General features: G+C 68.6%; 16 protein-coding genes. 12 read left to right on the forward strand and 4 right to left on the reverse strand.

All coding sequences use genetic code 11. The features are described 5' to 3' along the window. Window positions 1-45 precede the first annotated feature (45 nt). Window positions 46-1,728, forward strand: coding sequence for a methyl-accepting chemotaxis protein (locus tag P5F91_RS15315; protein ID WP_145609152.1), 1,683 nt, complete (start codon window positions 46-48; stop codon window positions 1,726-1,728). Between the two features lie 30 nt (window positions 1,729-1,758). Here the strand turns inward: P5F91_RS15315 and P5F91_RS15320 are convergent, their stop codons facing one another. After that, window positions 1,759-4,896: an efflux RND transporter permease subunit gene (locus P5F91_RS15320; protein ID WP_277907547.1), complete on the reverse strand. Its 3,138-nt coding sequence runs from the start codon at window positions 4,894-4,896 to the stop codon at window positions 1,759-1,761. Beyond that, window positions 4,893-6,134, reverse strand: coding sequence for an efflux RND transporter periplasmic adaptor subunit (locus P5F91_RS15325; protein ID WP_277907548.1), 1,242 nt, complete (start codon window positions 6,132-6,134; stop codon window positions 4,893-4,895). Before P5F91_RS15325 ends, P5F91_RS15320 begins: the two co-directional genes overlap by 4 nt. Before the next feature lie 494 nt (window positions 6,135-6,628). On the opposite strand from P5F91_RS15325, the gene P5F91_RS15330 reads away from it, so the two are divergent. Together P5F91_RS15330 and P5F91_RS15335 are read left to right on the forward strand one after the other, a co-directional pair. Continuing rightward, window positions 6,629-8,896, forward strand: coding sequence for a TonB-dependent receptor (locus P5F91_RS15330; RefSeq protein WP_145609149.1), 2,268 nt, complete (start codon window positions 6,629-6,631; stop codon window positions 8,894-8,896). Between the two features lie 155 nt (window positions 8,897-9,051). Further along, entirely contained in the window at window positions 9,052-9,483 is a 432-nt protein-coding gene (locus P5F91_RS15335; RefSeq protein WP_277907549.1) for an MAPEG family protein, read from the forward strand. A gap of 3 nt (window positions 9,484-9,486) precedes the next feature. Here the strand turns inward: P5F91_RS15335 and P5F91_RS15340 are convergent, their stop codons facing one another. Together P5F91_RS15340 and P5F91_RS15345 are read right to left on the reverse strand one after the other, a co-directional pair. Continuing rightward, on the reverse strand, window positions 9,487-10,149 hold the full coding sequence (locus P5F91_RS15340; RefSeq protein WP_186454570.1) for an SdpI family protein: 663 nt from the start codon (window positions 10,147-10,149) through the stop codon (window positions 9,487-9,489). A 22-nt stretch (window positions 10,150-10,171) separates the two neighbouring features. After that, window positions 10,172-10,480, reverse strand: a complete 309-nt coding sequence (locus tag P5F91_RS15345; RefSeq protein WP_145751495.1) for an autorepressor SdpR family transcription factor — start codon at window positions 10,478-10,480, stop codon at window positions 10,172-10,174. Window positions 10,481-10,769: 289 nt separating this feature from the next. On the opposite strand from P5F91_RS15345, the gene fliF reads away from it, so the two are divergent. The 9 genes from fliF (at window position 10,770) to P5F91_RS15390 (ending at window position 23,527) form a co-directional block, all read left to right on the forward strand. Further along, entirely contained in the window at window positions 10,770-12,431 is a 1,662-nt protein-coding gene (gene fliF / locus P5F91_RS15350; protein WP_088871724.1) for a flagellar basal-body MS-ring/collar protein FliF, read from the forward strand. Between the two features lie 15 nt (window positions 12,432-12,446). After that, a complete protein-coding gene (locus tag P5F91_RS15355) occupies window positions 12,447-13,160 on the forward strand; it encodes a FliH/SctL family protein (protein WP_145609145.1) in 714 nt (237 codons plus the stop codon). A gap of 93 nt (window positions 13,161-13,253) precedes the next feature. Further along, window positions 13,254-13,556 (forward strand): flagellar motor switch protein FliN, encoded by a 303-nt coding sequence (fliN, locus tag P5F91_RS15360; RefSeq protein ID WP_004273939.1) that lies wholly within the window; start codon window positions 13,254-13,256, stop codon window positions 13,554-13,556. Window positions 13,557-13,599: 43 nt separating this feature from the next. After that, window positions 13,600-14,544, forward strand: a complete 945-nt coding sequence (locus P5F91_RS15365) for a motility protein A (protein ID WP_246134234.1) — start codon at window positions 13,600-13,602, stop codon at window positions 14,542-14,544. A 58-nt stretch (window positions 14,545-14,602) separates the two neighbouring features. Further along, a complete protein-coding gene (flbD, locus tag P5F91_RS15370; protein WP_277907550.1) occupies window positions 14,603-16,021 on the forward strand; it encodes a sigma-54-dependent transcriptional regulator FlbD in 1,419 nt (472 codons plus the stop codon). A 42-nt stretch (window positions 16,022-16,063) separates the two neighbouring features. Then, window positions 16,064-18,214, forward strand: coding sequence for a flagellar biosynthesis protein FlhA (gene flhA / locus P5F91_RS15375; RefSeq protein WP_145609143.1), 2,151 nt, complete (start codon window positions 16,064-16,066; stop codon window positions 18,212-18,214). 470 nt (window positions 18,215-18,684) lie between these two features. Beyond that, complete coding sequence (locus P5F91_RS15380; protein ID WP_145609142.1) at window positions 18,685-19,677, forward strand: flagellar biosynthesis protein FlhF; 993 nt, start codon at window positions 18,685-18,687, stop codon at window positions 19,675-19,677. Beyond that, on the forward strand, window positions 19,674-20,489 hold the full coding sequence (locus P5F91_RS15385; RefSeq protein WP_004274049.1) for a MinD/ParA family protein: 816 nt from the start codon (window positions 19,674-19,676) through the stop codon (window positions 20,487-20,489). The genes P5F91_RS15380 and P5F91_RS15385 overlap by 4 nt, the downstream gene beginning before the upstream one ends. A gap of 71 nt (window positions 20,490-20,560) precedes the next feature. Continuing rightward, window positions 20,561-23,527, forward strand: coding sequence for a hypothetical protein (locus P5F91_RS15390; protein WP_277907551.1), 2,967 nt, complete (start codon window positions 20,561-20,563; stop codon window positions 23,525-23,527). Window positions 23,528-23,597 lie beyond the last annotated feature (70 nt).

Genomic DNA, 23,597 nt, shown 5'->3' on the forward strand with positions numbered 1-23,597 from the left:
ATCGCCCTAATTCCCCTTATAAAACAACCCATAAGGGAGAGCGGCATGCCAAGATCCGTGAGTGTCAGGGTTAAAATCCTGGCGGCCGTCCTTTTGCCGGTCGCCGCGATGATCATCATCGCCATCCTGAGCACGTTCCATGAGCGCACCCTGATGTTGGAAGGCCGCAAGGAACAGATGCTGCGACAGGTCGAGTCGGCAACCAGCCTCCTGGCCTATTATCACGACCTCTCGAGCAACGGAAAACTCAGCGAAGCGGAGGCGTTGGAGCGCGTGAAGACGGACATCCGCGCCATCCGCTTCGCCAACGGCAATTACATCTTCGTCTACAGCGATACCGGGATCGCCCAGGTCGTCGGTCCCCAGCCGCAGATGGAGGGCAAGGACCTGATCGACCTCAAGGATCCGAACGGCGTTCCGTTCATCCGGCTGTTCATCGAGGCGGCGCGCGCCGGCGGCGGGGACGTGGCCTACGCCTTCCCCCGCAAGCAGGGCGATGCGCCCGTGCCCAAGCTGGCCTCCATCCGCCCCTTCGCCCCGTGGAAGCTGCTGGTGGGCGCCGGTGTCTACATCGATGACATCGACACCCTGTTCCATCAGCGCCTGATGACCTACGGCACCGCCCTGGCGGTGGTGAGCCTGGCCATCCTCGGGCTGTCGCTCTACCTGGTGCGCACCATCACGCACCCGCTGGAGGCGATTACCGATGCCATGGTGCGCCTGACCGATGGTGACCGGAATATCGCCATCACTCACGCCGCGCGGGGGGACGAGATCGGCAAACTGGCGCGGGCCCTGACCGTGTTCCGCGACAGCCTGATGGAACTGGACCGGAAGGAGCAGGAACGGCGGGAGGCGGCCGGCCGCGCCGCCGCGGCGCTGAAGTCGGAGCGCGAGGCCATCGCCAACACCTTCCAGCAGAGCGTCATGGGCCTGATCCAGCGCAGCGCGGAGGCGGCCAACGAAATCCACCACACCACGGAGACGATGAGTGACGTGGCCGACCGGGCCAGCATCCAGGCCCGGGACGCCGCCACCGCCGCCGGACAGGCCAGCACCAATGTGCAGACGGTAGCGGCCGCGTCGGAGGAGCTGTACGCGTCCATCAGCGAGATCAGCCGCCAGGTGGCGGACGCGGCCCGCATCGCGGTCGAAGCGGCGGACCAGACGGGCAAGATCAACACCATGATGCTGAGCCTGTCGCAATCGGCAGGCCGGATCGGCGAGGTGGTTCAACTGGTGGCCGGGATCGCCAGCCAGACCAACCTGCTGGCCCTGAACGCCACCATCGAGGCGGCGCGCGCCGGCGAGGCGGGCAAGGGCTTCGCTGTGGTCGCCAGCGAGGTGAAGACCCTCGCCACCCAGACGGCCAAGGCGACGGAGGAGATCACGGCCCAGGTCGCCGATGTCCAGCAGGAAACGGCGCAGGCCGTCGCCGCCATCCGCACCGTCAGCGGCGTCATCGACCAGATCCGCACCATTTCGTCCGGCATCGCGGCGGCGGTCGAGGAACAGGGCGCCGCCACCCGGGAGATCGCCCGCAACGTCACCGAAGCGGCCAGCGAAACCGAGGAGATGAGCGCCAACATCGGCGGCCTGACCGAAGCGGCGGCGACCACGGGATCGGTGGCGCAGAAACTGCTGTCCGCCTCAAGCGACCTCGCCCGCAATGCCGAACGCATGCGCGGCGACGTGGACAATTTCCTGCGCGGCATCCGCGCCGCCTGACGCGCCGGAGGGCCAACGCGGCGGGGGGCCCTACTCCGCCGCGTTGGCGCGGCCGTCGGTGTTGGCGGGGACCAGGCGGCGGGCGGCGCGGCGGGCCTTGCCGCGATGCAGCTGCCGGTCGATCCAGCGGCTGAAATCCTCCATGTAGAGGTACAGCACCGGGGTGATGTAGAGCGTCAGCAGCTGCGACACCACCAGGCCGCCGACCACCGCCACGCCCAGGGGCTGGCGCAGCTCGGCGCTGGCACCGGAGGCGAGCGCTATGGGCAGCGTGCCCATGAGGGCCGCCATGGTGGTCATCATGATGGGGCGGAAGCGCAGCAGGCAGGCGCGGTAAATGGCGTCCTGCGGCGCAGCACCCTCGCGCCGGGCCTCCAGCGCGAAGTCGATCATCATGATCGCGTTCTTCTTCACGATGCCGATCAGCATCAGCACGCCGATGATGGCGATGACGCTGAGGTCGAAGCCGAACAGCATGAGCGAACCCACCGCCCCCACCGCCGCCGAGGGCAGGCCGGACAGAATGGTCAGCGGGTGGATGAAGCTTTCATACAGCACACCCAGCACGACGTAGATGACCAGCACGGCCGTCAGCAGCAGCAGGCCCTGGTTGGCCAACGCCTGCTGGAACACCTGGGCGGTGCCCTGGAAACTGCCGGATATGCTGTCCGGCATGCCGATGTCGCGCTGCACGCCCTCGATGGCCGTCACGGCGGCCCCCAGGGAGACGCCCGGCACCAGGTTGAACGACAGGGTGACGGCCGGCAGCTGCCCCTGGTGGTTCACGCTGATGGGGCCCGACGTGCGGTCGATGCGGGCCACGGCGCCCAGGGGGATCAGCTTGCCGCTGTCGGAACGGATGTAGATGCGGTTCAGCACGTCGGCCGACTTCTGCGCCTCCGGCGACAGCTCCAGGATCACCTCGTAATCGTTGGTCGGCGTGTAGATGGTGGAGATCTGGCGCGTGCCGAAGGCGCTGTAGAGGCTGGAGCGCAGGTTCTCCGCTGTCAGGCCCAGCATGTAGGCCTTGTCCAGGTCGATATGGATGGAAGCGTTCTGGCCGGACAGCTGCAGGTCGCTGGCCACGTCCTGCAACTGCGGCATCTGCGCCATCTTCTGCATCAGCCGGTCCGACCATTGGTACAGCTGCGGCTGGTCCAGGCCCTGCAGCGTATACTGGTACAGGCTCTTGGACTGGCGGCCGGAGACGTTCAGGTTCTGCACCGGCTGGAAGAAGACGTTGATGCCGGGGATGCCGGCCACGTCCCGGCGTAAACTCTGCAGCACCGCCTCCATCTTGGGGCGGTGGGCGCGGTCCTTCAGCGACATGAAGACACGGCCGGCGTTGGTGACGTTGCCGCCACCGCCGACAGAGGAGATGAAGGTCTCCACATAAGGATTCTTGGCCACCGCCGCCGCCACCTGCTGCTGCAGGACGATCATGGCGTCGAAGGAGATGTCCTGCCGGGCTTCCGTCTGGGCGAAGATCTGGCCGTTGTCCTCGGTGGGGAAGAAGCCCTTCTGCACCTGCTGGAACAGCACGACGGTGCCCACCAGGGTGGCGAAGAACACGGCCACCACCACGCGGCGGTGGGCCAGGCACCAAGTCAGCGTCCGGTCGTAGCCTTTCAGCCAGGCCTGGAACCCCGCCTCCGTCACCCGCTCGAACCGGTTGGGCTTGGCATGGTGGTCATGGTGGATGAAGCGGCTGCACAGCATGGGCGTCAGCGTCAGCGACGTGATGGCCGAGGCCGCGATGGCCAGGGTCACGGTCACGGCGAATTCATGGAACAGCCGGCCCACCACGCCGCCCATCATGAAGATGGGGATGAACACCGCCACCAGCGACAGGGTGATGGAGATGATGGTGAAGCCGATCTCCCGGCTGCCCTTCACCGCCGCCTCGAACGGGCTCATGCCCTCTTCGATGTAGCGGACGATGTTCTCCAGCATGACGATGGCGTCGTCCACCACCAGGCCCACCGACAGGGTCAGCGCCAGGAGCGAGATGTTGTCGATGGAAAAGCCGAAGGCCTTCATGGCGCCGGCGGCGCCGATGAGGGAGATGGGCACGGCGATGCCGGGGATCAGCGTGGCGCTGACCTTGCGCAGGAACAGGAAGATGACCATGACCACCAGGCCGATGGTCAGGATCAGCGTGAACTGCACATCCTCCACCGCCGCGCGGATGGACAGCGACCGGTCGATCAGCACGTTGATGTTGATGGAGGGCGGCAGGCTGGCCTTGAAGGTGGGGATGACCCGCTTCACGGCGTCCACCACCTCCACCGTGTTGGCGTCGGGCTGGCGCTGGATGGCCAGGACGATGGTGCGGGTGCCGTTGAACCAGCTGGCGGTCCGGTCGTTCTCCACCCCGTCGATGACACTGGCGACGTCGCCCAGGCGCACCGGGGCGCCGTTGCGGGTGGCGATGACCAGGTGGGAGAAGCTCTGCGCGTCGAACAGCTGGGTGTTGGTCTCCAGGATGAGCTGCTGCGCCGAGCCCGAGACCACGCCGACGGGAGAGCTGGAATTGGCGGCGACGATGGCGTTCTGCACCTCATCCACGCCGATGCCCCGGGCGGCCAGCGCCTCCGGGTTCAGGCGGATGCGCACCGCGAACTTCTGCGCCCCCCAAACCTGCACCTGCGCCACGCCGCTGAGGGTGGACAGGGCTGGGCTCAGCAGGGTTTCGGCGTATTCGTCCACCTGGCTCAGCGGCAGGGTGGCGCTGCTGAGGGCCAGCAGCAGCACCGGCTGGTCGGCCGGGTTCACCTTGCGGTAGCTGGGCGGGGTCGTCATCTCGATGGGCAGGCGGCGCTGCACCCGCGACAAGGCCGCCTGCACGTCCAGCGCGGCGCTGTCGATGTCACGGTCCAGTTCGAACTGGATGTTGACGTTGGTGCTGCCCTGCACGCTGCTGGAGGTGATGCTCTCGATGCCGGCGATGGTGGAGAACTCACGCTCCAGCTGGATGGCGACGGAGGACGCCATGGTGTCCGGGCTGGCGCCCGGCAGGCTGGCCGACACGCTGATGACGGGAAAGTCCACGCGCGGCAGGGCCGCCACGGGCAGGTATTTGTAGGCCAGCACGCCGCTGAGGATCAGCGCCGCCGTCAGCAGGACGGTCATCACCGGCCGGCGGATGCAAAGCTCGGAAATGTTCACGTGCGCGCCTTTCCGCTGGCCTGCACGGCGCCCGCGCTGGGATTGGCGCTGTCGGCCTCGACCCCGCCCCCTTGGGTGGCCGGGCGTTCCACGATCTTTGCACCGGGGACCAGGCGCAGCTGGCCTTCGGTCACCACCCGCTCACCCGCCTCGACGCCGCTCGCAATGACGGCACCCTGCTCGGCGAAGCGACCCACCGTCACCGGGCGCATGTCGACCGTGTCGTCGGCCTTGACCACGAAAACGTAAGCGCCGGCCTGGCCGCGCTGCACCGCCACCGCCGGCACGGACAGCACGTCGGCCTCCATGCCCAGGTGCAGGGTGACGTCCACGAACTGGCCCGGCCACAGGGCGCGGTCCTTGTTGTCGTACAGGCCCTTCAGCTGGATGGTGCCGGACTGGGCGTCCACGCTGTTGTCAATGAAGACCAGGCGGCCCGTGGCGGCGACCAGGCCGTCGGCGGTCTTGGCCGAAACCAGGGGCGGCCGGCCGGACCGCAAGGCCTGGCGTACCGCCGTCACATGCTTCTCCGGCACGGTGAAGGCGACGTTGATGGGCGCCACCTGCACCAGGGTGGTGAGGGTGGAGCCGCTGTCGCTGCCCTTCACCAGGTTGCCGGGACGCAATTGGATGCTGCCCACCACCCCGTCGATGGGGGAGCGGATTTCGGTGAAGGCCAGGGTCAGGCGGGCCTGGTCCACCGCCGCCTGGTCGGCCAGCACCGTGGCCTCCTGCGCCTTGGCGGTGGCCGACGCCTGCTCGTTCTGCTGCATGGAGACGGCGCCCCGCGCGAACAGGTCGGCGTTGCGCTTGGCGTCGGACCGCGCCTGGCCCAGGTTGGCCTGGTCACGGGCCAGGTTGGCCTCCGCCTGCATCAGGGCGGCCCTGGCCGGGCGCTGGTCCAGCAGGAACAGCAGGTCACCGGACTTGACCTCCTGCCCCTCCTCCACCTTCGCTTCCATCAGCTGGCTGTCGATGCGGGCGCGCACCTGCACGGTGGAGATGGGCTGCACCGTGCCCACGGCGGCCACGTCGATGGGCATGGCGCCGCGCCGCACGCGCGCCGTCACCACCGGCACCGGGCCGTTGCTGTTAGTGCCAGGGCCACGCGTGCCCGGCGGGGCCGAGGCTTCCGCTTCAGCCCCGGGCGCTTCGGACTTGGCCCCCCACACGCGGTACCCGCCGTACGCGGCGATCAGGGCAAGGACCAGCGCGGCGGCGGCCGTGCGACGATTCATCGGGACTTCTCCGGGAACGAACGGGGGCGGGCGACATCGGGACCGGTGGCATCATGGGGCAAAACGGTGACAGTTGCCTTAACGCGGTTGAAAACGACACCAGCCGCCGCCCGTCGGACGGCGGACATCACGCCCAGCCCTGTCAGCCCACGCGTCGGCATCTGCGACCCAACCCCGCGCCTCGTCCGCACAACCGCCAGCCCCCCGGGCCCCACCCCCAAGCAGGCAAAACGTCGCGGATCCCGGTTTTCGCAGTCTTATAAGATATACATCGGCCTCAGGCATTATCCTTAAAGTCTGAGGCCCCGCCAGCGCGTGAAGCGGCCTGCACGAGCGACGGGAGACGGGTACCCGGCGCCGTCCCCTTTGGCGGAACATACCGCCCATCTCCGGCCACGGCGCGTTCATGCCTTCGCAGCCTGCGATGGATAGGGTACACCGGCGCCGTTTTCCCACATTTCCGCATTCAAAGACCTGAGGAGGCTTCTGAAACGATGCGCCGTCTGCTGCTGCTGTCCACCATCCTGGCGGGTTCGCCCGTCCTCTCGGCTTCGGCCGCCCTGGCCGCAGACGTTTCGTCCTCCTATACCGCCGACCATACCGCCGATCGACATACCGACGACCCCCATACCACCGGCGGGCAGACACCCGCCTCTATGGCCCCCGCCGCCGACAGCGACTCTCCGCTGGACCAGATCATCGTCACCGCCACCCGCCGGGCCGAAGCCCTGCGCGACGTGCCCGCCAGCGTGTCCACCGTGTCGCGCGACGAGTTCGAACAGAAGGGTGTGCTGTTCATCGGCGATGAACTGACGGACCTGCCGGGCGTGCTGGTGTCCAAGAACGACATGGGCACCTACACCTCGATCACCCTGCGCGGCGTGCCCAGCAAGGTGCATAACGACACGCTGGTGGTGATGATGGACGGCATCCCCTACGTCACCGGGGATGACGAGGTCGACCTGGAACAGCTGCCCTACAGCGCGGTGGGCAGGGTGGACGTGGTCCGCGGCCCCATGTCGGCCTTGTACGGCCGGGGCGCCATCAGCGGCACCATCAACTACCTGACCCGCGAGGTTACCGGCGAGACCAAGGGCGAGGTCACCCTGCAGGCCGGCAGCGACGGCTGGCTGCACGGCGACGCCCTGCTGCAGACGCCCACCGTGAAGGGTGGCGCCCTGCTGCTGGACGTGGGGCATGAGCGGGGCGACGGCTGGCGCGACCGCACCGGCCGCAACGAGACCAACCTGTTCCTGAAGCACCAGCTGGACATGGGCGATGCCGGCCGCCTGACCGTCACCGCCACCTGGGTGGACACCCGCCAGCAGCTGGCGGGCGAGCTGCCGGTGGACAGCCGGGGTGAGCTGGTCGCCCTGCCGGGCGGCCGCGAGGCCAACTGGAACGAGGACAACGCCGGCTTCTACAAGCGCATGGCCACGGCCACGGCGACGTACGAGCGTGACCTGGCCGAGGGCCTGGTGGCCACCACCAAGCTGCATGTCCGCCAGGCTCTGACCTCCGCCCTGCAGGGCTTCGCCAACGAGTACGACCCCAGCGCCGGCTCGGTCACCTTCACCGGCTTCCGCGTGGACGGCAACACCATCACCGGTTATGGCGAGCAGCAGCTGTCCTGGACCCACGGGCCCTGGCAGGTGCTGGGCGGCGTCAGCGCGGAGCAAGTGCGCGCCCACCATACCGAGCATTGGACCGGCCAGCTGGACGACACCTACTACTACGGTGAGCAGCGCAGCATCCTGACCGGCCAGAACATCGACACGGATGAGTGGGTGACGGACACCCAGTTGAACGCCTACGGCCGCGAGCGCGCCTACGCCGCCTATCTGCAGGTGGACCGGACCTTCGGGCCCGTCACCCTGGACGTGGGCGGCCGCTATGACTACTTCGAGCGGCATGTCGTCTATGGCGACACCACCAGCGGCGGGCCCAACGGCACCATCACGCCGGGCGGCACCGCCTATGACGACAACGCCCATTTCAGCCCCAAGGCGTCGGTCACCTGGAAGGTGACGCCCGAGGTCAGCGCCTATGTCGCCTACGGCCAGGGCTTCTCCGCGGCCTTCGGGCCGCTGTGGTCCTTCCGCACCCGCCAGACCGGCCTGAACCCGGAACTGGCGGACAATGTGGAGGCCGGCGTGAAGGGCGATGCCTTCGGCGGCCTGCTGTCGGGCAGCGTCACCATCTATCGCCTGCAGCGCCACGACCTGCTGCAGGTGGTGGAGGTCAATGGCGTGCCGCAGACCTTCAACACGGGTGAGCAGCTGTCGCAGGGGGTGGAACTGGCGGGCAGCGCCCGGCTGGACAGCCTGGTGCCCCACCTGTCGGCCGACGTCACCTACGGCTATACCGAGGCCTACTGGCTGGACGACCGCTTCGTGGAAAGCGACACGCTGATCCAGCGCGACTTCACCGGCAAGCGGGTGCAGGGCGTTCCCCGGCATACGGGCAGCGTCGCCCTGAACCAGGGCATCCCGGCATTGGGCCTGTCGGCCAAGCTGTGGGTGGAGATGTTCGGCGACTATGCCTACGACAGCCAGAACAGCCGCGTCAGCGGTGGCTACGCCCTGTGGAACACCACCTGGACGTGGACGCCGCCCCATCAGGACACCGTGGATTTGAGCCTGACGGTGCGCAACCTGTTCGACCGCAAGGTGAACCTGATCGAGGCCGACGACAACGGCCCCCTGGGCGCCTTCCCCCAGCCGCCGCGCCAGGTCCTGGGCACGGTCAAGGTGCGGTTCTAGGCGGCCAAGGCCTACGGCACGTTCAAAGACCGGCGCGCGGGGGCCCTCCCGCGCGCCGTTTCTTTATCGCCATCGGCCTAACCGTGTGATCAGGCTTCCCGTCATTCCGAAAAGCCGTAGCCTGAGCATGACGCTTCCTGACGCGACGGACGGCCATGACAAGCAGCATTGCCCTGTACTTCCCCATGCTGGTCCTGTTCCTGTTCACCCTGCTGGTGGGCCTGCGGCTGTTCATCATGCGGGTGCGGGCGGTGAGGCGGGGGAATGTCCGGCTGTCCTACTTCCGCAACTTCACGGCGGGCACCCAGACGGACGGTTGCGCCACGGCCCAGCGCGCCTTCAACAACCTGCTGGAGGTGCCGCCGCTGTTCTACGTCATCTGCGTGGTGCTGATGGTGCTGCGCCAGGGCGACCATCTCTATGAGGCGCTGGCCTGGGTCTTCGTGGCGCTGCGCGTCATCCAAAGCGCCATCCACCTGACCTACAACCACGTGCTGCACCGGGCGGCGGTGTTCATCCTGTCCATGGCCGTGCTGGCGGCGATGTGGGTGCGGCTGGGCCTGACGCTGCTGACCTTTCCCGCCTGACGCTCAGCGGTTGGGCCTGACACGCCAGTAGAGGTAGGAGCGGAGGACCGAGATCAAGGCCAAGGGCAGCAGCACCGCCATCGTCAGGCGGGGCCCGCGGATCAGGGCCGGCGGCAGCCACAAGGTCAGCGCCAGCAGCAGGAAGCCGCCGGCCACAAACAGTCGGCCACCGAAGCGGTGCGTCTGGTCCCACACCCATTCGTCGTTGCGCGTCCACGGCGTGCGGATGCCCAGCAGACCGTTCTGCCGCACCTTGCCCATCACATTGCCCATCAGGACCAGGAACACGCCCATAATCAGCGCGTGGGTGCGGCCCATGTCCACCGGGTGGCCCAAAGCGCCACCCACTAGGGCGAAGTGGGTGAGCGCCAGCATGCCGGTCAGCGACAGACAGGCCGTGCGCCACGCGGTCCCTGACCGCGCCAGGGCCGCCGCGCTGGGCGAAAACCGGGCCAGCAGGACCGTGAGCGCCGCCCATCCCACGACAGTCAAGGGCAGGATCGCCAGCGCCCAAGGTGCCGGGGCAACCCCATTGACCTGACCGTTGGCGCCCCAATGGATGGGCAGGGTCGCCTCCATCCCGACCTGCGCCAGCGTATAGATGCTGACCAGCACCATGACGGCCAGGATCTGGGCCGTCATCAGCCAATAGAACCGAGCGGACATCTGCATGCTCCTCGCGGGACCGCTATTTTCCCGGTTTGACCAGACCGGGGCTATGGGCCGCCCGCTCCCCCTGCCCTATCCCCATGCTGTCCATGAGGCCCGACAGCGCCTCTTCCAGCACCGACAGGTTCAGGCGGTAGTAGATAGTGGTGCCCTGACGCTCCTGGTCCACCAGGTCGGCTTCGCGCAGCACGGCGAAATGGCCGGACAGGGTGGGCTTGGCCAGGTCGAAATGGCGGGCGATGTCGCCGGCCGACAACGGCCCCTCCCGCAGCAGCTGCAGGATGCGGCGGCGGCTGGGATCGGCCAGGGCTTTAAAGACGCGATTCATAATAACGGTATTTAGCTAATTAGCGAAATATAGTCAAGTCGCTTTGGCGGCGCCTTCCTCAGTTATTGCATTTTGCAAATTTCGCCAGCGAGGTAGCTCTTGTTGAATGCAACACTCCGCCAAGTGGCAAAATGCGTGACGCAAATGACACACTTTGCGGTGTGTAGGAAATTTTTGCCCAGCACCCCCTATTTCATTCCCTGAACGTTCCCACAATCCTGGCAAACGCGGAATCGACACTATAGACTCCGCTGTGATTTTTCGGTGACCGCCGGCCCGGGAGCGGACCTTGGAAAACCTGTTGCAGACCCTGCGTAATCTGGGGCCGGTACGGCTGGGCGCCATCGGTGGCGTCGCGCTGCTGATCCTGGCCCTGTTCGGCTTCCTGCTGTTCAACGGCTCCTCGCCCAACATGGCCCTGCTGTACAGCGACCTGTCGCCCAGCGACGGCGGCGCCATCGTGCAGCAACTGGACCAGATGCAGCCCAAGGTGCCCTACCAGGTCAGCCCGGACAGCACCCGCATCGAGGTACCCGCCGACCAGGTGGGCCGCATCCGCATGCTGATGGCCCAGCAGGGCCTGCCCACCGGCGGCAACGTCGGTTATGAGATCTTCAATCAGGCGGAAAGCCTGGGCACCACCAGCTTCATGCAATCCGTCCAGCAGCTGCGCGCGCTGGAGGGAGAGCTGTCGCGCACGGTGAACACCCTGGCCCCGGTGCAGCAGTCCCGCATCCACCTGGTATTGCCCAAGCGCGAGCTGTTCAGCCGTGAAACGCAGAAGGCCACGGCCAGCGTCGTCCTGCGCCTGCGGCCCGGCCAGCAGCTGAAGAAGGAACAGGTGGCCAGCGTCCAGCACCTGATCGCTGCGTCGGTCCCGGGACTGCAGCCCGACATGGTGTCGGTGGTGGACGACAAGGGCAACCTGCTGGCCCGGGGCATGGGCTCCGACAGCAAGGAAGCCATGATGGCGACGGCGGAAGAAAAGCGCCTCGCCTATCAGCAGCGCCTGACCGACAAGGTCGAGGAGATCGTGGGCCGCACCGTGGGCATGGGCAAGGTGCGGGCGGAGGTGACGGTCGACATGGATTTCGACCATATCACGACGAACAGCGAGATCTTCGACCCCGACAGCCAGGTCGTGCGCTCCACCGAGACCAACAACGAGAACTCGGAAGACATCAACAAGGAAGGCCAGGACCCGGTGACGGTGGCGAACAACCTGCCCTCCGCCAACGCCGAGAACACCACCAACGGCTCCTCCAGCTCCAAGACCACCAAGACCAACGAGCGCATCAATTACGAGATCAGCAAGACCGTGAAGGTCCACGAGCGCGAGGCCGGCCAGGTGCGCCGCCTGTCGGTCGCCGTGCTGGTCGACGGCAATTACGTGCCCGACGACAAGGGGGTGGCCCAGTACCAGCCGCGCTCGGATGACGAGCTGCAGAAGCTGGGGTCCCTGGTCAAATCATCCATCGGCTTCGACGGTTCGCGCGGCGACACGGTGGACGTGGTCAGCATGAAGTTCGCCACCCCCGAGGGCGAGCTGGAGGCCAAGGAAGAGACGCTGTTCGGCCTGCCCAAGCAGGATGTGTTCCGCATTGCCGAAACCATCGTGCTGGCCATCGTCGCCATCCTGGTCATCCTGCTGGTCATCCGGCCGCTGGTGGCCCGCGCCCTGGACCGCACCCCGCAGCTGGATGAGGAGCCCGACCTGCTGTCCGACCAGAGCGGCGTGCCGCAGCTGGCCGGCCCCGGCGGCGGCGCGCTGGCCCGCGAGCTGGCGCTGGAGGCCGCCCAGGCCAACGAGGAACTGGAACAGATGATCGACATCAACCGCGTCGATGGCCGCGTGCGCGCGTCCTCGCTGCGCAAGGTGGGCGAGATCGTCGAAAAGCACCCGGAAGAGGCCGTATCCATCATCCGGAACTGGCTGTACCAGGAAAATTGAGCGCGGACGTAGCCCATGACCAACATCCGCAGATTCCTGTTCGACAATTCCTTCGATCCCGAGGGCCGCCGCGTTGAGGTGGCGGAGGATTTGCCGCCCCCTGTTGTGCCAGAGCTGCCGCCGGAACCGCCGCCCCCGCCCCCACCGCCGCCGGAACCCACCTTCAGCCTGGCCGACCTGCAGCAGCAGGTGCGCATGGCGCGCGAAGCCGCCTACGCCCAGGGCCATGCCGAGGGCATGCAGGCCGGTGCCGACCAGTCGGCGCTGGCACTGGCCAACGTGCTGGCGCAACTGCAGGGCAGTGTCGGGCAGCTGATCCAGGCGGAGACACAGGGCCGGGCGCTGCGCGCCCAGAACACCGTCCGCATGGCGCTGGCCATCGTGCGCAAGCTGTTCCCCGCCATGGTCAAGCGCCATGGCCTGGTGGAAGTGGAGGCATCGGTCAACGCCTTCCTGGCGGAGCTGTCGGACGAACCGCGCCTGCTGGTGCGCGTGCATGAGAACTGGCTGGCCCCCATCAAGGAGAAGATCGAGGACATGGCGGCGCGCCAGGGCTTCGCCGGCTCCGTCGCCGTGGTGGCCGATCCTCGCGCCGGGGAACTGGACTGCAAGGCCGACTGGGGCGACGGCGGCGCCGAGCGCGACGTGGCCGCCCTGTGGGCGGAGATCGACCGCATCGCCGGCAATCTGGGACGCCCGCTGGAAGATGGCCGCGAAGCGGCGGAATGAGCGTATAGGCCGTGATAGGCCAACATGTTATGGGCCAGTGTTGTTAGGATGCGTGACCGGGCGGCGCCCCGGCGGTGAGAAACGAGGGAAACGATGAGCCTGGACGATTTCGACGGCCAAGCAGGCATGGACGCCGACGGCGCCCCTATCGTGAAGGACCTGGAGGCCGTCTACGACATCCCGGTTCAGATTTCCGCCGTGCTGGGCAAGTGCACCATGCAGGTGAGCCAACTGCTGAAGCTGGGCCGCGGCGCAGTGGTGGAACTGGACCGCAAGGTGGGCGAGGCCATCGACATCTACGTCAACAACCGCCTGGTGGCGCGCGGCGAGGTGGTGGTGGTGGAAGACCGCCTGGGCGTGACCATGACGGAAATCATCAAGTCCGAACGCACCTGATCCGTAATCGAGACCTGATCCGTAATCGAGAAAAGAGAGACCGTTGAACAGCCGCCCCCCTTCCCCGACCTTGCGCGCCGCCGGCACCGCCGCCGGACGGATGGCTGCGGCCGCGCCGGCGCCGGAGGCGGCGAACGAGACCAAGGGGCCGGCCCATCCGGTGGGGACTCAGGCGCCGGCGTCCGCCCCCCTGCCGGAGCCGGTGCGGGTGCGCCACGGGCTGGACCTGACCACGGTGCTGGGCCTGGCGGCGGGGTTCGCGCTGGTGTTCTCAGCCCTGGCCTTCGGCGGGCACGCGCGCGCCTTCATCAACGTGCCCTCGCTCATGATCGTGGTGGGCGGCACCATCGCCGTCACCATCGTGTCCTTCGCGCGCGAGGACCTGGCGGCCTGCCGCCGCCAGCTGGCCCGCGCCCTGATGCGGCCGGTGGCCGACATCGCCGATGTCTCCGGCTATGTCCTGCAGATGGCGGAGGCGGCGCGCCGCAACGGCCCGCTGACCCTGCAGCCGCTGATGAAGGACAAGGGGGTCGAGCCCCTGCAGGCCCGGGCCATCGAGCTGGTGGTGGACGGCATCGCGGCGGAGGATGTGGAGCGCATCCTGCGCACCGAGATCGAGGCGCAGCAGGCACGGTCCCGCCATGGCGCCGCCGTGCTGCGCCGCGCCTCGGAAGTGGCGCCGGCCATGGGCCTGATCGGCACCCTGGTCGGCCTGGTGCAGATGCTGGGCAACCTGCAGGACCCGGCGGCCATCGGCCCGGCCATGGCCATAGCCCTGCTGACGACCTTCTACGGCGCGCTGGTGGGCAACATGGCCCTGGCCCCGCTGGCCGGAAAGCTGGAACGCAACACCGACGCCCAGGCCATCGTGGACACGCTGTTCATGCTGGGCGCCATCTCCATCGCCCGGCAGGAGAATCCGCGCCGGCTGGAGATGATGATGAACACGGTTCTGCCGCCGGAGCTGCGGCTGAACCATTACGATTGATGGTTGGACGACGGACGCGTCCCCGGTGGGGCGTCCCGGTTTGAAAGGGTTTTGAGCGATGCGGTTGCTGATCGTAGGGACGCTGGAAGGCTACATCACGGCGGCGGGCAAGATCGCGCTCCAGAAGGGCGCGAAGGTCGCCCACACCGACAGCATCGGCGGTGCCCTCAACGCCCTGCGCGGCGGCCAGGGCGCCGACCTGGTGATGATCGACGTCAAGCTGGACGTCGCCATGCTGATCGAGGCGCTGAAGACCGAACGCATCACCGTGCCGGTGGTCGCCTGCGGTGTCGCGACCGACGCGCAAGCAGCGGTGAAGGCCATCCGCGCCGGCGCCAAGGAATACATCCCCCTGCCCCCGGACGCGCAGCTGATCGCTGCCGTGCTGGAAGCGGTGGCGGAGGAAAGCCATGCCATCGTCAGCCGCGACCCCTCCATGGGGGGCGTGCTGCGCCTGGCCGACCAGATCGCCCCCAGCGACGCCAGCGTGCTGATCACCGGCGAGTCCGGCACCGGCAAGGAATTGATGGCCCGCTACATCCACCGCAAGAGCCGCCGGGCCAACGCGGTGTTCGTCTCCGTCAACTGCGCCGCCATCCCGGAGAACTTGCTGGAATCGGAACTGTTCGGCCATGAGAAGGGCGCCTTCACCGGCGCCGTGGCGCGCCGCGTGGGCAAGTTCGAGGAGGCCAACGGCGGCACCCTGCTGCTGGACGAAATCTCCGAGATGGACATCCGCCTCCAGGCGAAGCTGCTGCGCGCCATCCAGGAACGGGAGATCGACCGGGTGGGCGGGACCCAGCCGGTGAAGGTGGACATCCGCGTACTGGCCACCAGCAACCGCTTCCTGGAGGAGGAGGTGCGGGCCGGCCGCTTCCGCGAGGACTTGTTCTTCCGCCTGAACGTGGTGAACCTGGCCCTGCCGCCCCTGCGCGAACGCCCGGCCGACATCGCCATCCTGTCACAGCACTTCGCCACCAAATATTCCGAGGCCAACGGCCTGCCGGAACGCAGGGTAAGCCCGGAAGCGCTGGCCATGCTGCAGGCCCACCGCTTCCGCGGCAACGTGCGTGAGCTGGAGAACACCATGCACCGCGCCGTGCTGCTGTCACGCGGGACGGAGATCGGCACCGACGCCATCCTGCTGACCGGTGCGGAACCGGCGGCGCCGGCGCAAGGCTACAGCGCGGTGGCCCCGGTGGCCGCCCGCGCCTCCGCCGCCGCCCAGCCCCCGGCCGCCCCGGCGGGCGAGCCCGGCGCCTCCGGCACTGCCGGCCTGGTGGGCCGCAGCGTGGCGGATGTGGAGCGTGACCTGATCATCGACACGCTCAGCCATTGCCTGGGCAACCGGACGCATGCCGCCAACATCCTGGGCATTTCCATTCGCACCCTGCGCAACAAGCTGAAGCAGTACAGCGATGAGGGCGTGGCCGTGCCGCCGCCGGCGGGTGGCGAGTTGGACCGGGCGGCGATGTAAGGCGAGGGAACGGACACCTGACAGGCACCGGGAAGAGAGACCATGGCTGACCAGACCGCGGCCTCCGGCGGCAACATGCTGCAGTCCCTGTTCGGCAACGCGCGGACCGCCGGTCCGGCGCTGCTGAAGCGGACGGAGATTCTGTTCGCGCTGGGCATCGTGACCATCCTGGTCATGCTGGTCATCCCGCTGCCGACCTTCCTGCTGGATTTCGGCCTCGCCGTTTCCTTCACCTTCTCCGTCCTCATTCTGATGACGGTGCTCAGCATCCAGAAGCCGCTGGAGATGAGTTCCTTCCCCACCATCCTGCTGGTGTCCACCATGTTGCGCCTGGCGCTGAACATGGCATCCACACGCCTGATCCTGGGCCATGGGCATGAGGGCACCCAGGCCGCCGGCCACGTCATCCAGGCGTTCGGCGGCTTCATCATGGGCGGCAACTTCATCATTGGCGTGACGGTGTTCGCCATCCTGGTGATGGTGAACTTCACCGTCATCACCAAGGGTTCCGGCCGTATCGCCGAAGTGGCGGCGCGCTTCACCCTGGACGGCATGCCCGGCAAGCAGATGGCCATCGACGCCGACCTGTCGGCCGGCCTGATCGACGAGGGCGAGGCCAAGAAGCGCCGGCGCGAACTGGAGGAGGAAAGCCAGTTCTTCGGCGCCATGGACGGCGCGTCCAAGTTCGTGCGCGGCGACGCCGTGGCCGGCATGGTCATCACCTTCATCAACGTCGTCGTCGGCATGATCATCGGCGTCGGCCAGAAGAACATGTCGTTCCTGAAGGCGGGCGCCACCTACACCCAGCTGACCATCGGCGACGGCCTGGTCAGCCAGATCCCGGCGTTGATCGTCTCGCTGGCCGCCGGCCTCATGGTGTCGAAGTCGGGCCAGACGGGGTCCGCCGACAAGGCGCTGTTCGGGCAGCTGAGCTTCTACCCCTCGGCCATGGGCCTCAGCGCCTTCCTGCTGTGCGCCCTGGCCCTGCTGCCGGGCCTGCCCTTCCTGCCCTTCGTCTCGCTGGCCATCGCCCTGTTCGCCGGTGCCTACTACTTGCCGCGCCTGCGGAAAGCACGGTCGGACCAGATGGTGGGGGCGGAAGCCGGCGGCGCGCCCGGCGCCCCCGCCGGCCCCGGCGGTGCCCCCCTGCCGGCGCCGGAGGAGCCCATCTCCTCCGCCCTGGCCATCGACCTCATCCGCCTGGAACTGGGCTATGGCCTGCTGTCGCTGATCAACACCGACGCGGGCCACCGCCTGACCGACCAGATCAAGGGCCTGCGCCGCCAGCTGGCCAGCGAGATCGGCATCATCATGCCGGCCGTGCGCATCCAGGACAATCTGCAGCTGCCGCCCAACAGCTACGTCATCCGCATCAAGGAGATCGAGGCCGGCCGCGGCGACGTGCGCCCCAACATGCTGCTCTGCATGGACCCGCGTGGCGAGCCCATCCAGCTGCCGGGCGAGGTGACGACGGAGCCGACCTTCGGCCTGCCCGCCATGTGGATCGAGCCGGCCTATCGCGAGGAGGCGCTGTTCAAGGGCTTCACCGTGGTGGATCCGCCCACCGTGCTGACCACCCACCTGACCGAGGTGGTGCGCGACAACATGGCGGACCTGCTGTCCTACGCCGAAACCCAGAAGCTGCTGGATGAGCTGAACAAGGAACAGCAGAAGCTGGTGGCCGACGTCATCCCCGGCCAGATCGGCGTGGGCGCGCTGCAACGCGTCCTGCAAAGCCTGCTGGCCGAGCGCATCTCCATCCGCGATCTGCCCGCCATCCTGGAAGGCGTGTCGGAGGCGACGGGCTACACGCGCAACATCACCCAGATCACGGAGCATGTGCGCGCCCGCCTGTCGCGCCAAATCTCCGACAGCCATACCAACGACCAGGGCTACATTCCCCTCATCACCCTATCGCCGGAGTGGGAGCAGGCCTTCGCCGAATCCGTCGTGGGCGAAGGCGACGAGCGCAACCTGGCCATGGCGCCGTCGCGCCTGCAGCAATTCATCACCGCCGTGCGCCAGACCTACGACCGCCACGCCATGATGGGGGAATCGCCGGTGCTGCTGACCAGCCCGGGCATCCGGCCCTTCGTCCGTTCCATCATCGAGCGGTTCCGGCCGGCCACCGCCGTCATGTCGCAGAATGAAATCCATCCCAAGGCCAAGATCAAGACCTTGGGACAAGTGTAAGAGCCGCAGGGGCGGCCGGGGGTATAGAAATAGCGGGGGTGGCGGCAGGACGAAGCGGTCTTCCGCCTGGATGATGTGGGGCGTCACCGAACATGGCTAACGCAAAATTAAGCAAGCGCGGTGTAAATGACACGGCGGGCCGGAAGCTGCGCCCGCACGCCCTTATCGCTGATGCAACGGTCCGAATAAGATGCCATCCTTGGGTCCTTGACGTATTTGTCCTTTTGACGGCAGACAAGCCGGGTTAATGCCCGCATACGCGCAAATGACCTGGCACAGCGCTCTTGATGGGGCGTCGTGCCAGGATGGCCGAACCGGGAAGCGTTCGGCCGCTTCGGCGCAGGGTTGAGGTTGGGGTTTCAGATGCCGTGGGCGGCGGGTGCAGCCGCGGCGGTTCCGGTGGCAGGGTCCCTCGGGGGTGGGCCCCTGTGGGGAGGTGGAGTGGATATGGCCCCTAGGGCAGGACAATCATGCGGCTGAAGTCCTTTCATGCCCCAACCATGGGTGAGGCGATGCGCCTTGTCCGGGAGGTGCTGGGGGATGACGCCATCATCGTCGCCACGCGCGAGGAAGAAGGCGTCGGCGTCCGGGTGACGGCGGCGGTGGAGGAGTCCATCCCCGTTCCGGGCATGCCCGCCCTCAACGACCGCTACCACGACCCGCTGGCCCCCGACCCCGCCGACCAGGTGACGGATATCCTGTTCCGCCACGGCCTGCCGGCCGACCTGAACCAGCGGCTGATGGACAGCATCGCCGACTTCGACGCCAAGGACGCCCAGACCCTGCTGGCCGCCGCCCTGGAGTCCGTCTTCACCTTCCAGCCCCTGCCCGAGGGCCGCTTTCCCAAGCCGCTGATGCTGGTGGGCCCGCCGGGTGCGGGCAAGACGCTGACGGTGGCCAAGCTGTGCGCCCGTGCCGCCCTGAAGGGCCGGCCGGTGGGGGTCATCTCCACCGACACGGTGCGCGCGGGCGGCATCGACCAGCTGGCCGCCTTCACCCGCGTGCTGAAGCTGCGGCTGATGACGGTGGAGGATCCGTTGGCCCTGGCCGACGCCCTGGACGTGCAGCGGGGGGCGGAGCAGGTGCTGGTCGACAGCGCCGGCCGCAATCCCTACAGCCAGGCCGACCTGAACGACCTGCGCGATTTCCTGGTGGCCGCCGACATCGAGCCGGTGCTGGTGCTGCCCGCCGGCATGGACCCGGTGGAGGCGTCGGAAATGGCCCGCGCCTTCCGCGCCCTGGGCGCCCGCCGCCTGCTGACCACCCGCCTGGACATGGCCCGGCGCCTGGGCAGCATGTTGACCGCCGCGCACGAGGCCGGCCTGGCCCTGTGCGACGCCAGCACCAGCCCGCGCGCGGCCGAAGGCCTGACGCCCCTCTCACCCACATCGCTCGCCCGCCTGATGATGCCCGGCTCTGAAACCAGCGAACGCCGCGCCAAGCAAACGGGGACCCACGCATGAACGACCTCCTCTCCCCAACCGGCGCGCCGGCGGCCCTCGCCACCGCCGACAACGTCATGCCCCTGCGGCGCCAGAACATCCTGGCCGTGGCCAGCGGCAAGGGTGGCGTGGGCAAGACCTTCTTCTCCGTCACCCTGGCGCACGCCCTGGCGCGCAGCGGCAAGCGCATCCTGCTGTTCGACGGCGACCTGGGCCTGGCCAACGTGGACATCCAGCTGGGCCTGATGCCCAAGCGCGACCTGGGCCAGGTGATCGACGGCATGGTGACCCTGCAAGGGGCGGCCCAGCGCTTCCCCGAAGGCGGCTTCGACATCATCGCCGGCCGCAGCGGTTCCGGCAGCCTGGCCAACCTGCCACCGGCGCGGCTGACCCAGCTGCGCACGGAACTGGCGGACGTGGCCAAGAGCTATGACTGGGTGGTCATCGACCTCGGCGCCGGTGTGGACCGCATGGTGCGCACCTTCTCCGGCCCGGCCGGCACCACCCTGGTGGTGACGACGGACGAGCCCACCTCCATCACCGACGCCTACGCCTTCCTGAAGCTCAGCTACCAGGCCAACCCCATGGCCGACCTGCGCGTGGTCATCAACATGGCCGACAGCAAGGCGCTGGGCGAGAAGACGTATGAGAAGCTGCTGACCGTCTGTCAGCGCTATCTGAAGATGTCGCCCAAGCTGGGCGGCATCGTCCGGCGCGACGCCAAGGTGCGCGAGGCCATCCGCAACCAGTCGCCCCTGTTCATGCGCTTTCCCACCTCCGATGCCGCCCACGACATCGAGATGGTGGCCAACCGCCTGAACCAAGGGGGCTGATCCGGCGTGGCCCCCGGCTGGACGGCGCTGATCGGACTGGGACCGCCCCCTAAGGGGTGGAGCCTCCGGCCATGAGCGGCGTCCAGACCCCCTCCATCATTACCCAGACGGCGGGCGCCGGGGCCGGCGCCGCCCCCACCGTGCTGGGGCAGGTGATGGTGACCCAGTTGCCGGACAAGCTGACCGGCCTGGCCCGGGCCCTGGCTGTCAGCGGTATGGTCACGGAACAGCAGGGCGACCAAGCCACGGTGCGCACCGCCGCCGGCGACGTGCAGGTCCGCACCGACGCCCCCCTGCCCACCGACCGCCCGGTCACCCTGCAAATCCCGGCACAGACCACGGGCGCCGCGCTGACCGCCACCGTGGTGGCGCAGGCGGCGACGCAAGGGGCGGCCCAGGGGGCAGCGCAGACGGGCGGCAGCGGCCAAGCCGCAGCGACCGCCCAACCCCAGCCGCAGCCAGCCGTCCAGCTGCCCAACCCCGCCGCCGGCCTGCCGGCCTTGCAGGTGGGCACGACGCTGGCCGCCATCCTGCTGAACCCCGCCCCCGCATCCAACAGCGCCAGCACGCAGGTGCCCAACAGCCAGGTGCCGGTATCCGACATCAACCAGGGCCAGGGGCTGGGCCTGATCGTCGGCGCCCAGGGCGACACCGGCGACCAGCCCGACCTGACGGACGACTCCCCACAGCAATCACCGAACCAATCGGCACCGAACCAATCGGCACCGAACCAGCCGGCACCCAGTCCCGCCGCAGCCAGCGGCAGCGGCGCCACGGCCCCACAGACAGGCGCCACCGCTCCGGATACGGGCACCGGCCAGCCCTCATCGACCACCCCGTCTGGGACAACCCTGTCCGGGGCAAGCCCATCCACGGCCCTGCCGGCAGCCGGCGGCCAGGCCTCTCCCACCCCCACGGGCACGCCCATTCCCGCCTCGGCCACCAGCACCCTGGCAAATCTGCTGTTCGCGCAGACGACAGTCGGTATGCCCGGCCCTGGCGCCGGCACCAACCCGCCCTCGTTGGCCGACCTGCTGCCCGGCATCGCCCCGCCCCCGACGTCTCAAGCACCGGTGCCAATCGGTGGCAGCACGCCAGCCACCGCCACGCCCACGCCCGACGGCCAGTCCGCCACGGGCCTGCCGTCGCCGGTTTCATCCCCAGCGACTCCGTCCCCCACCCGAACCACCGCCATACCGTCACCCATGGCTCCGGTGACGCCCGGCAGCGCCGCACCCGACACCGGACCGGCCGGGACGCAAGCATCCCCCACCGCCGGCGCCCCTCCTTCCACGTCAGCGCAGCAGCCCGCCCCACAAGTGCCGTCCCAACCGGCGGCCCCCGCGCCGCTCGACCGTGCCGCCACCCTGCTGGCTGCCTTGGGCGTGCCGGAGTTCCTGCCGGATCTGGGGCAGTCCGGAACAGCACGGACACAGTCCGGCACACCATCACCGGCGCCGCAATCGGGCGCTGCCCCCTCTCCCACCGTCGTGCCCCCGGTGACGGATGAGGCGTCCTTCGTCAGCGGCGGCCTGTTCCTGAATGCGGCACGCCCCAGCTTCGTTCGCACCGGCCTGCCCTCCGGCACCGCCGCCCCCTTTTCCCCCCTGCCCGCCACGACGCCACCGCAGGGGCAGCCGATCACCTCGCCCACACCGTCGGCGGCAACGCCCGTCCCAAACGACCAGGCACCACAGGCCCTAGCGCCACAGGTTGCCACCGTCGCGGCGGCCCCCCTGACGAATCTATTGGCACAGAACACACCCGCACCCTTAGGCCAAGTTGCGTCTCCGCAGATCCCGAACGGTCCCCCGGCGCTGGCCGTACCCGCCGGCCAAGCCGGGCCGTCGGCGGCCATGGGCGGCGGTATGGCGACCTCCCCCCTTGGCGTTCCATCCCAGGCGCCTGGCGCCTCACCCCCTCAGGCGGCGTTGCCCGGCACGCCCCTGCCGGCGGCGCCGGCCCCCTACATTTCCCCCCTGCGCACGCCCCCCAGTCCCAGCCCAGGGCAGACGCTCAGCTTCACCCTGCTGTCCGTACAGCGGCCGGGCATGCCCTTGGAAGCCGCCCCCGCCGGCACACCCGCTGGCACGCCCGCTGCCGGCCCCGGCATCCTGCCGCCGGAGGATGCGGCGGAGGCGCCGCTAAACCCTGCCCTGGCACGGCCGGGCGTTCTGCCGCCCCTGCCCGGCACGGTGGTGGCCCTGACCCGCACCGGCCAGCCGGTGGTGGAGACCCCCCGGGGCACCTTGCTGCTGCAGGCCCGCACCGACCTGCCCGTGGGCACCAAGGTGCAGCTGGCCACCGCCGCTGCGGCGCCGGAGCTGGACGCCGTGCCGCCGCCCATCGACCCGGCGCGGGGCCGCGACTGGCCGGCCCTGCGGGAGGCCTTGGCGGTCATTGCCGCCAGCGACCCCGCCCTGGCGCACCAGCTGATCAACAGTGTGCTGCCCCGCCCCACGCCGCAGCTGACCAAGACCCTGGTGATCTTCCTGGCGGCCCTGCGCGGCGGCGACGCCAGCGGCTGGCTGGGGTCGGAGGCGATGTCCACGCTCAGCAAGGCGGGACGCGGCCGCCTGTCCGCCCGCCTCACCGATGATTTCAACAGCATCGCCACCCAGGCGGCGGAACCCAACAAGGAAGGCTGGCGCACCTTCGCCGTGCCCTTCGGCGATGAGGTGGGGCGCCTGCAAGTCCATGTCCGCGCCATCAACGACGAAGAGGGCGAGGAAGAGGAAGGCGGCGCGCGCGGGGTTCGCAACCGCCCGCTGCGCCGCTTCCTGATCGACCTGCAGCTGTCGCAGCTGGGCCCCATGCAGCTGGACGGCCTGATCTGGACCGGCCGCTTCGACCTGGTGATCCGCACCCGCCAGCTGCTGCCCAGCAGCCTGACACGGGAACTGCACGGCATCTACAGCAACAGCCTGGCGGCCGTGGGCTACAGCGGCGCGCTGGCCTTCCAGACCGGCGCCCACGGCTGGGTCGATCATGCCGCCAGCGCCGCCGCCGGCGGCGTGGGGTCCGCCACGCGCATCTAGACCCCTTGTTTCGGTCCCCCGCCGTCCCACCTTGGTTAACGCCCTCGGCCATGAATACTCGGACGTGAAC

The sequence above is a fragment of the Nitrospirillum amazonense genome, assembly GCF_029594735.1.
GTDB lineage: Bacteria > Pseudomonadota > Alphaproteobacteria > Azospirillales > Azospirillaceae > Nitrospirillum > Nitrospirillum amazonense.

Excerpts from the sequence above, each read along its gene's own strand:
- P5F91_RS15380 (WP_145609142.1), top strand. The coding sequence starts at position 18,685 with ATGCGGCTGAAGTCCTTTCATGCCCCAACCATGGGTGAGGCGATGCGC.
- P5F91_RS15325 (WP_277907548.1), bottom strand. The coding sequence starts at position 6,134 with ATGAATCGTCGCACGGCCGCCGCCGCGCTGGTCCTTGCCCTGATCGCC.
- P5F91_RS15355 (WP_145609145.1), top strand. The coding sequence starts at position 12,447 with ATGACCAACATCCGCAGATTCCTGTTCGACAATTCCTTCGATCCCGAG.
- P5F91_RS15340 (WP_186454570.1), bottom strand. The coding sequence starts at position 10,149 with ATGTCCGCTCGGTTCTATTGGCTGATGACGGCCCAGATCCTGGCCGTC.
- P5F91_RS15390 (WP_277907551.1), top strand. The coding sequence starts at position 20,561 with ATGAGCGGCGTCCAGACCCCCTCCATCATTACCCAGACGGCGGGCGCC.
- fliN (WP_004273939.1), top strand. The coding sequence starts at position 13,254 with ATGAGCCTGGACGATTTCGACGGCCAAGCAGGCATGGACGCCGACGGC.
- flhA (WP_145609143.1), top strand. The coding sequence starts at position 16,064 with ATGGCTGACCAGACCGCGGCCTCCGGCGGCAACATGCTGCAGTCCCTG.
- P5F91_RS15385 (WP_004274049.1), top strand. The coding sequence starts at position 19,674 with ATGAACGACCTCCTCTCCCCAACCGGCGCGCCGGCGGCCCTCGCCACC.
- flbD (WP_277907550.1), top strand. The coding sequence starts at position 14,603 with ATGCGGTTGCTGATCGTAGGGACGCTGGAAGGCTACATCACGGCGGCG.
- P5F91_RS15330 (WP_145609149.1), top strand. The coding sequence starts at position 6,629 with ATGCGCCGTCTGCTGCTGCTGTCCACCATCCTGGCGGGTTCGCCCGTC.
- P5F91_RS15345 (WP_145751495.1), bottom strand. The coding sequence starts at position 10,480 with ATGAATCGCGTCTTTAAAGCCCTGGCCGATCCCAGCCGCCGCCGCATC.
- P5F91_RS15335 (WP_277907549.1), top strand. The coding sequence starts at position 9,052 with ATGACAAGCAGCATTGCCCTGTACTTCCCCATGCTGGTCCTGTTCCTG.
- P5F91_RS15315 (WP_145609152.1), top strand. The coding sequence starts at position 46 with ATGCCAAGATCCGTGAGTGTCAGGGTTAAAATCCTGGCGGCCGTCCTT.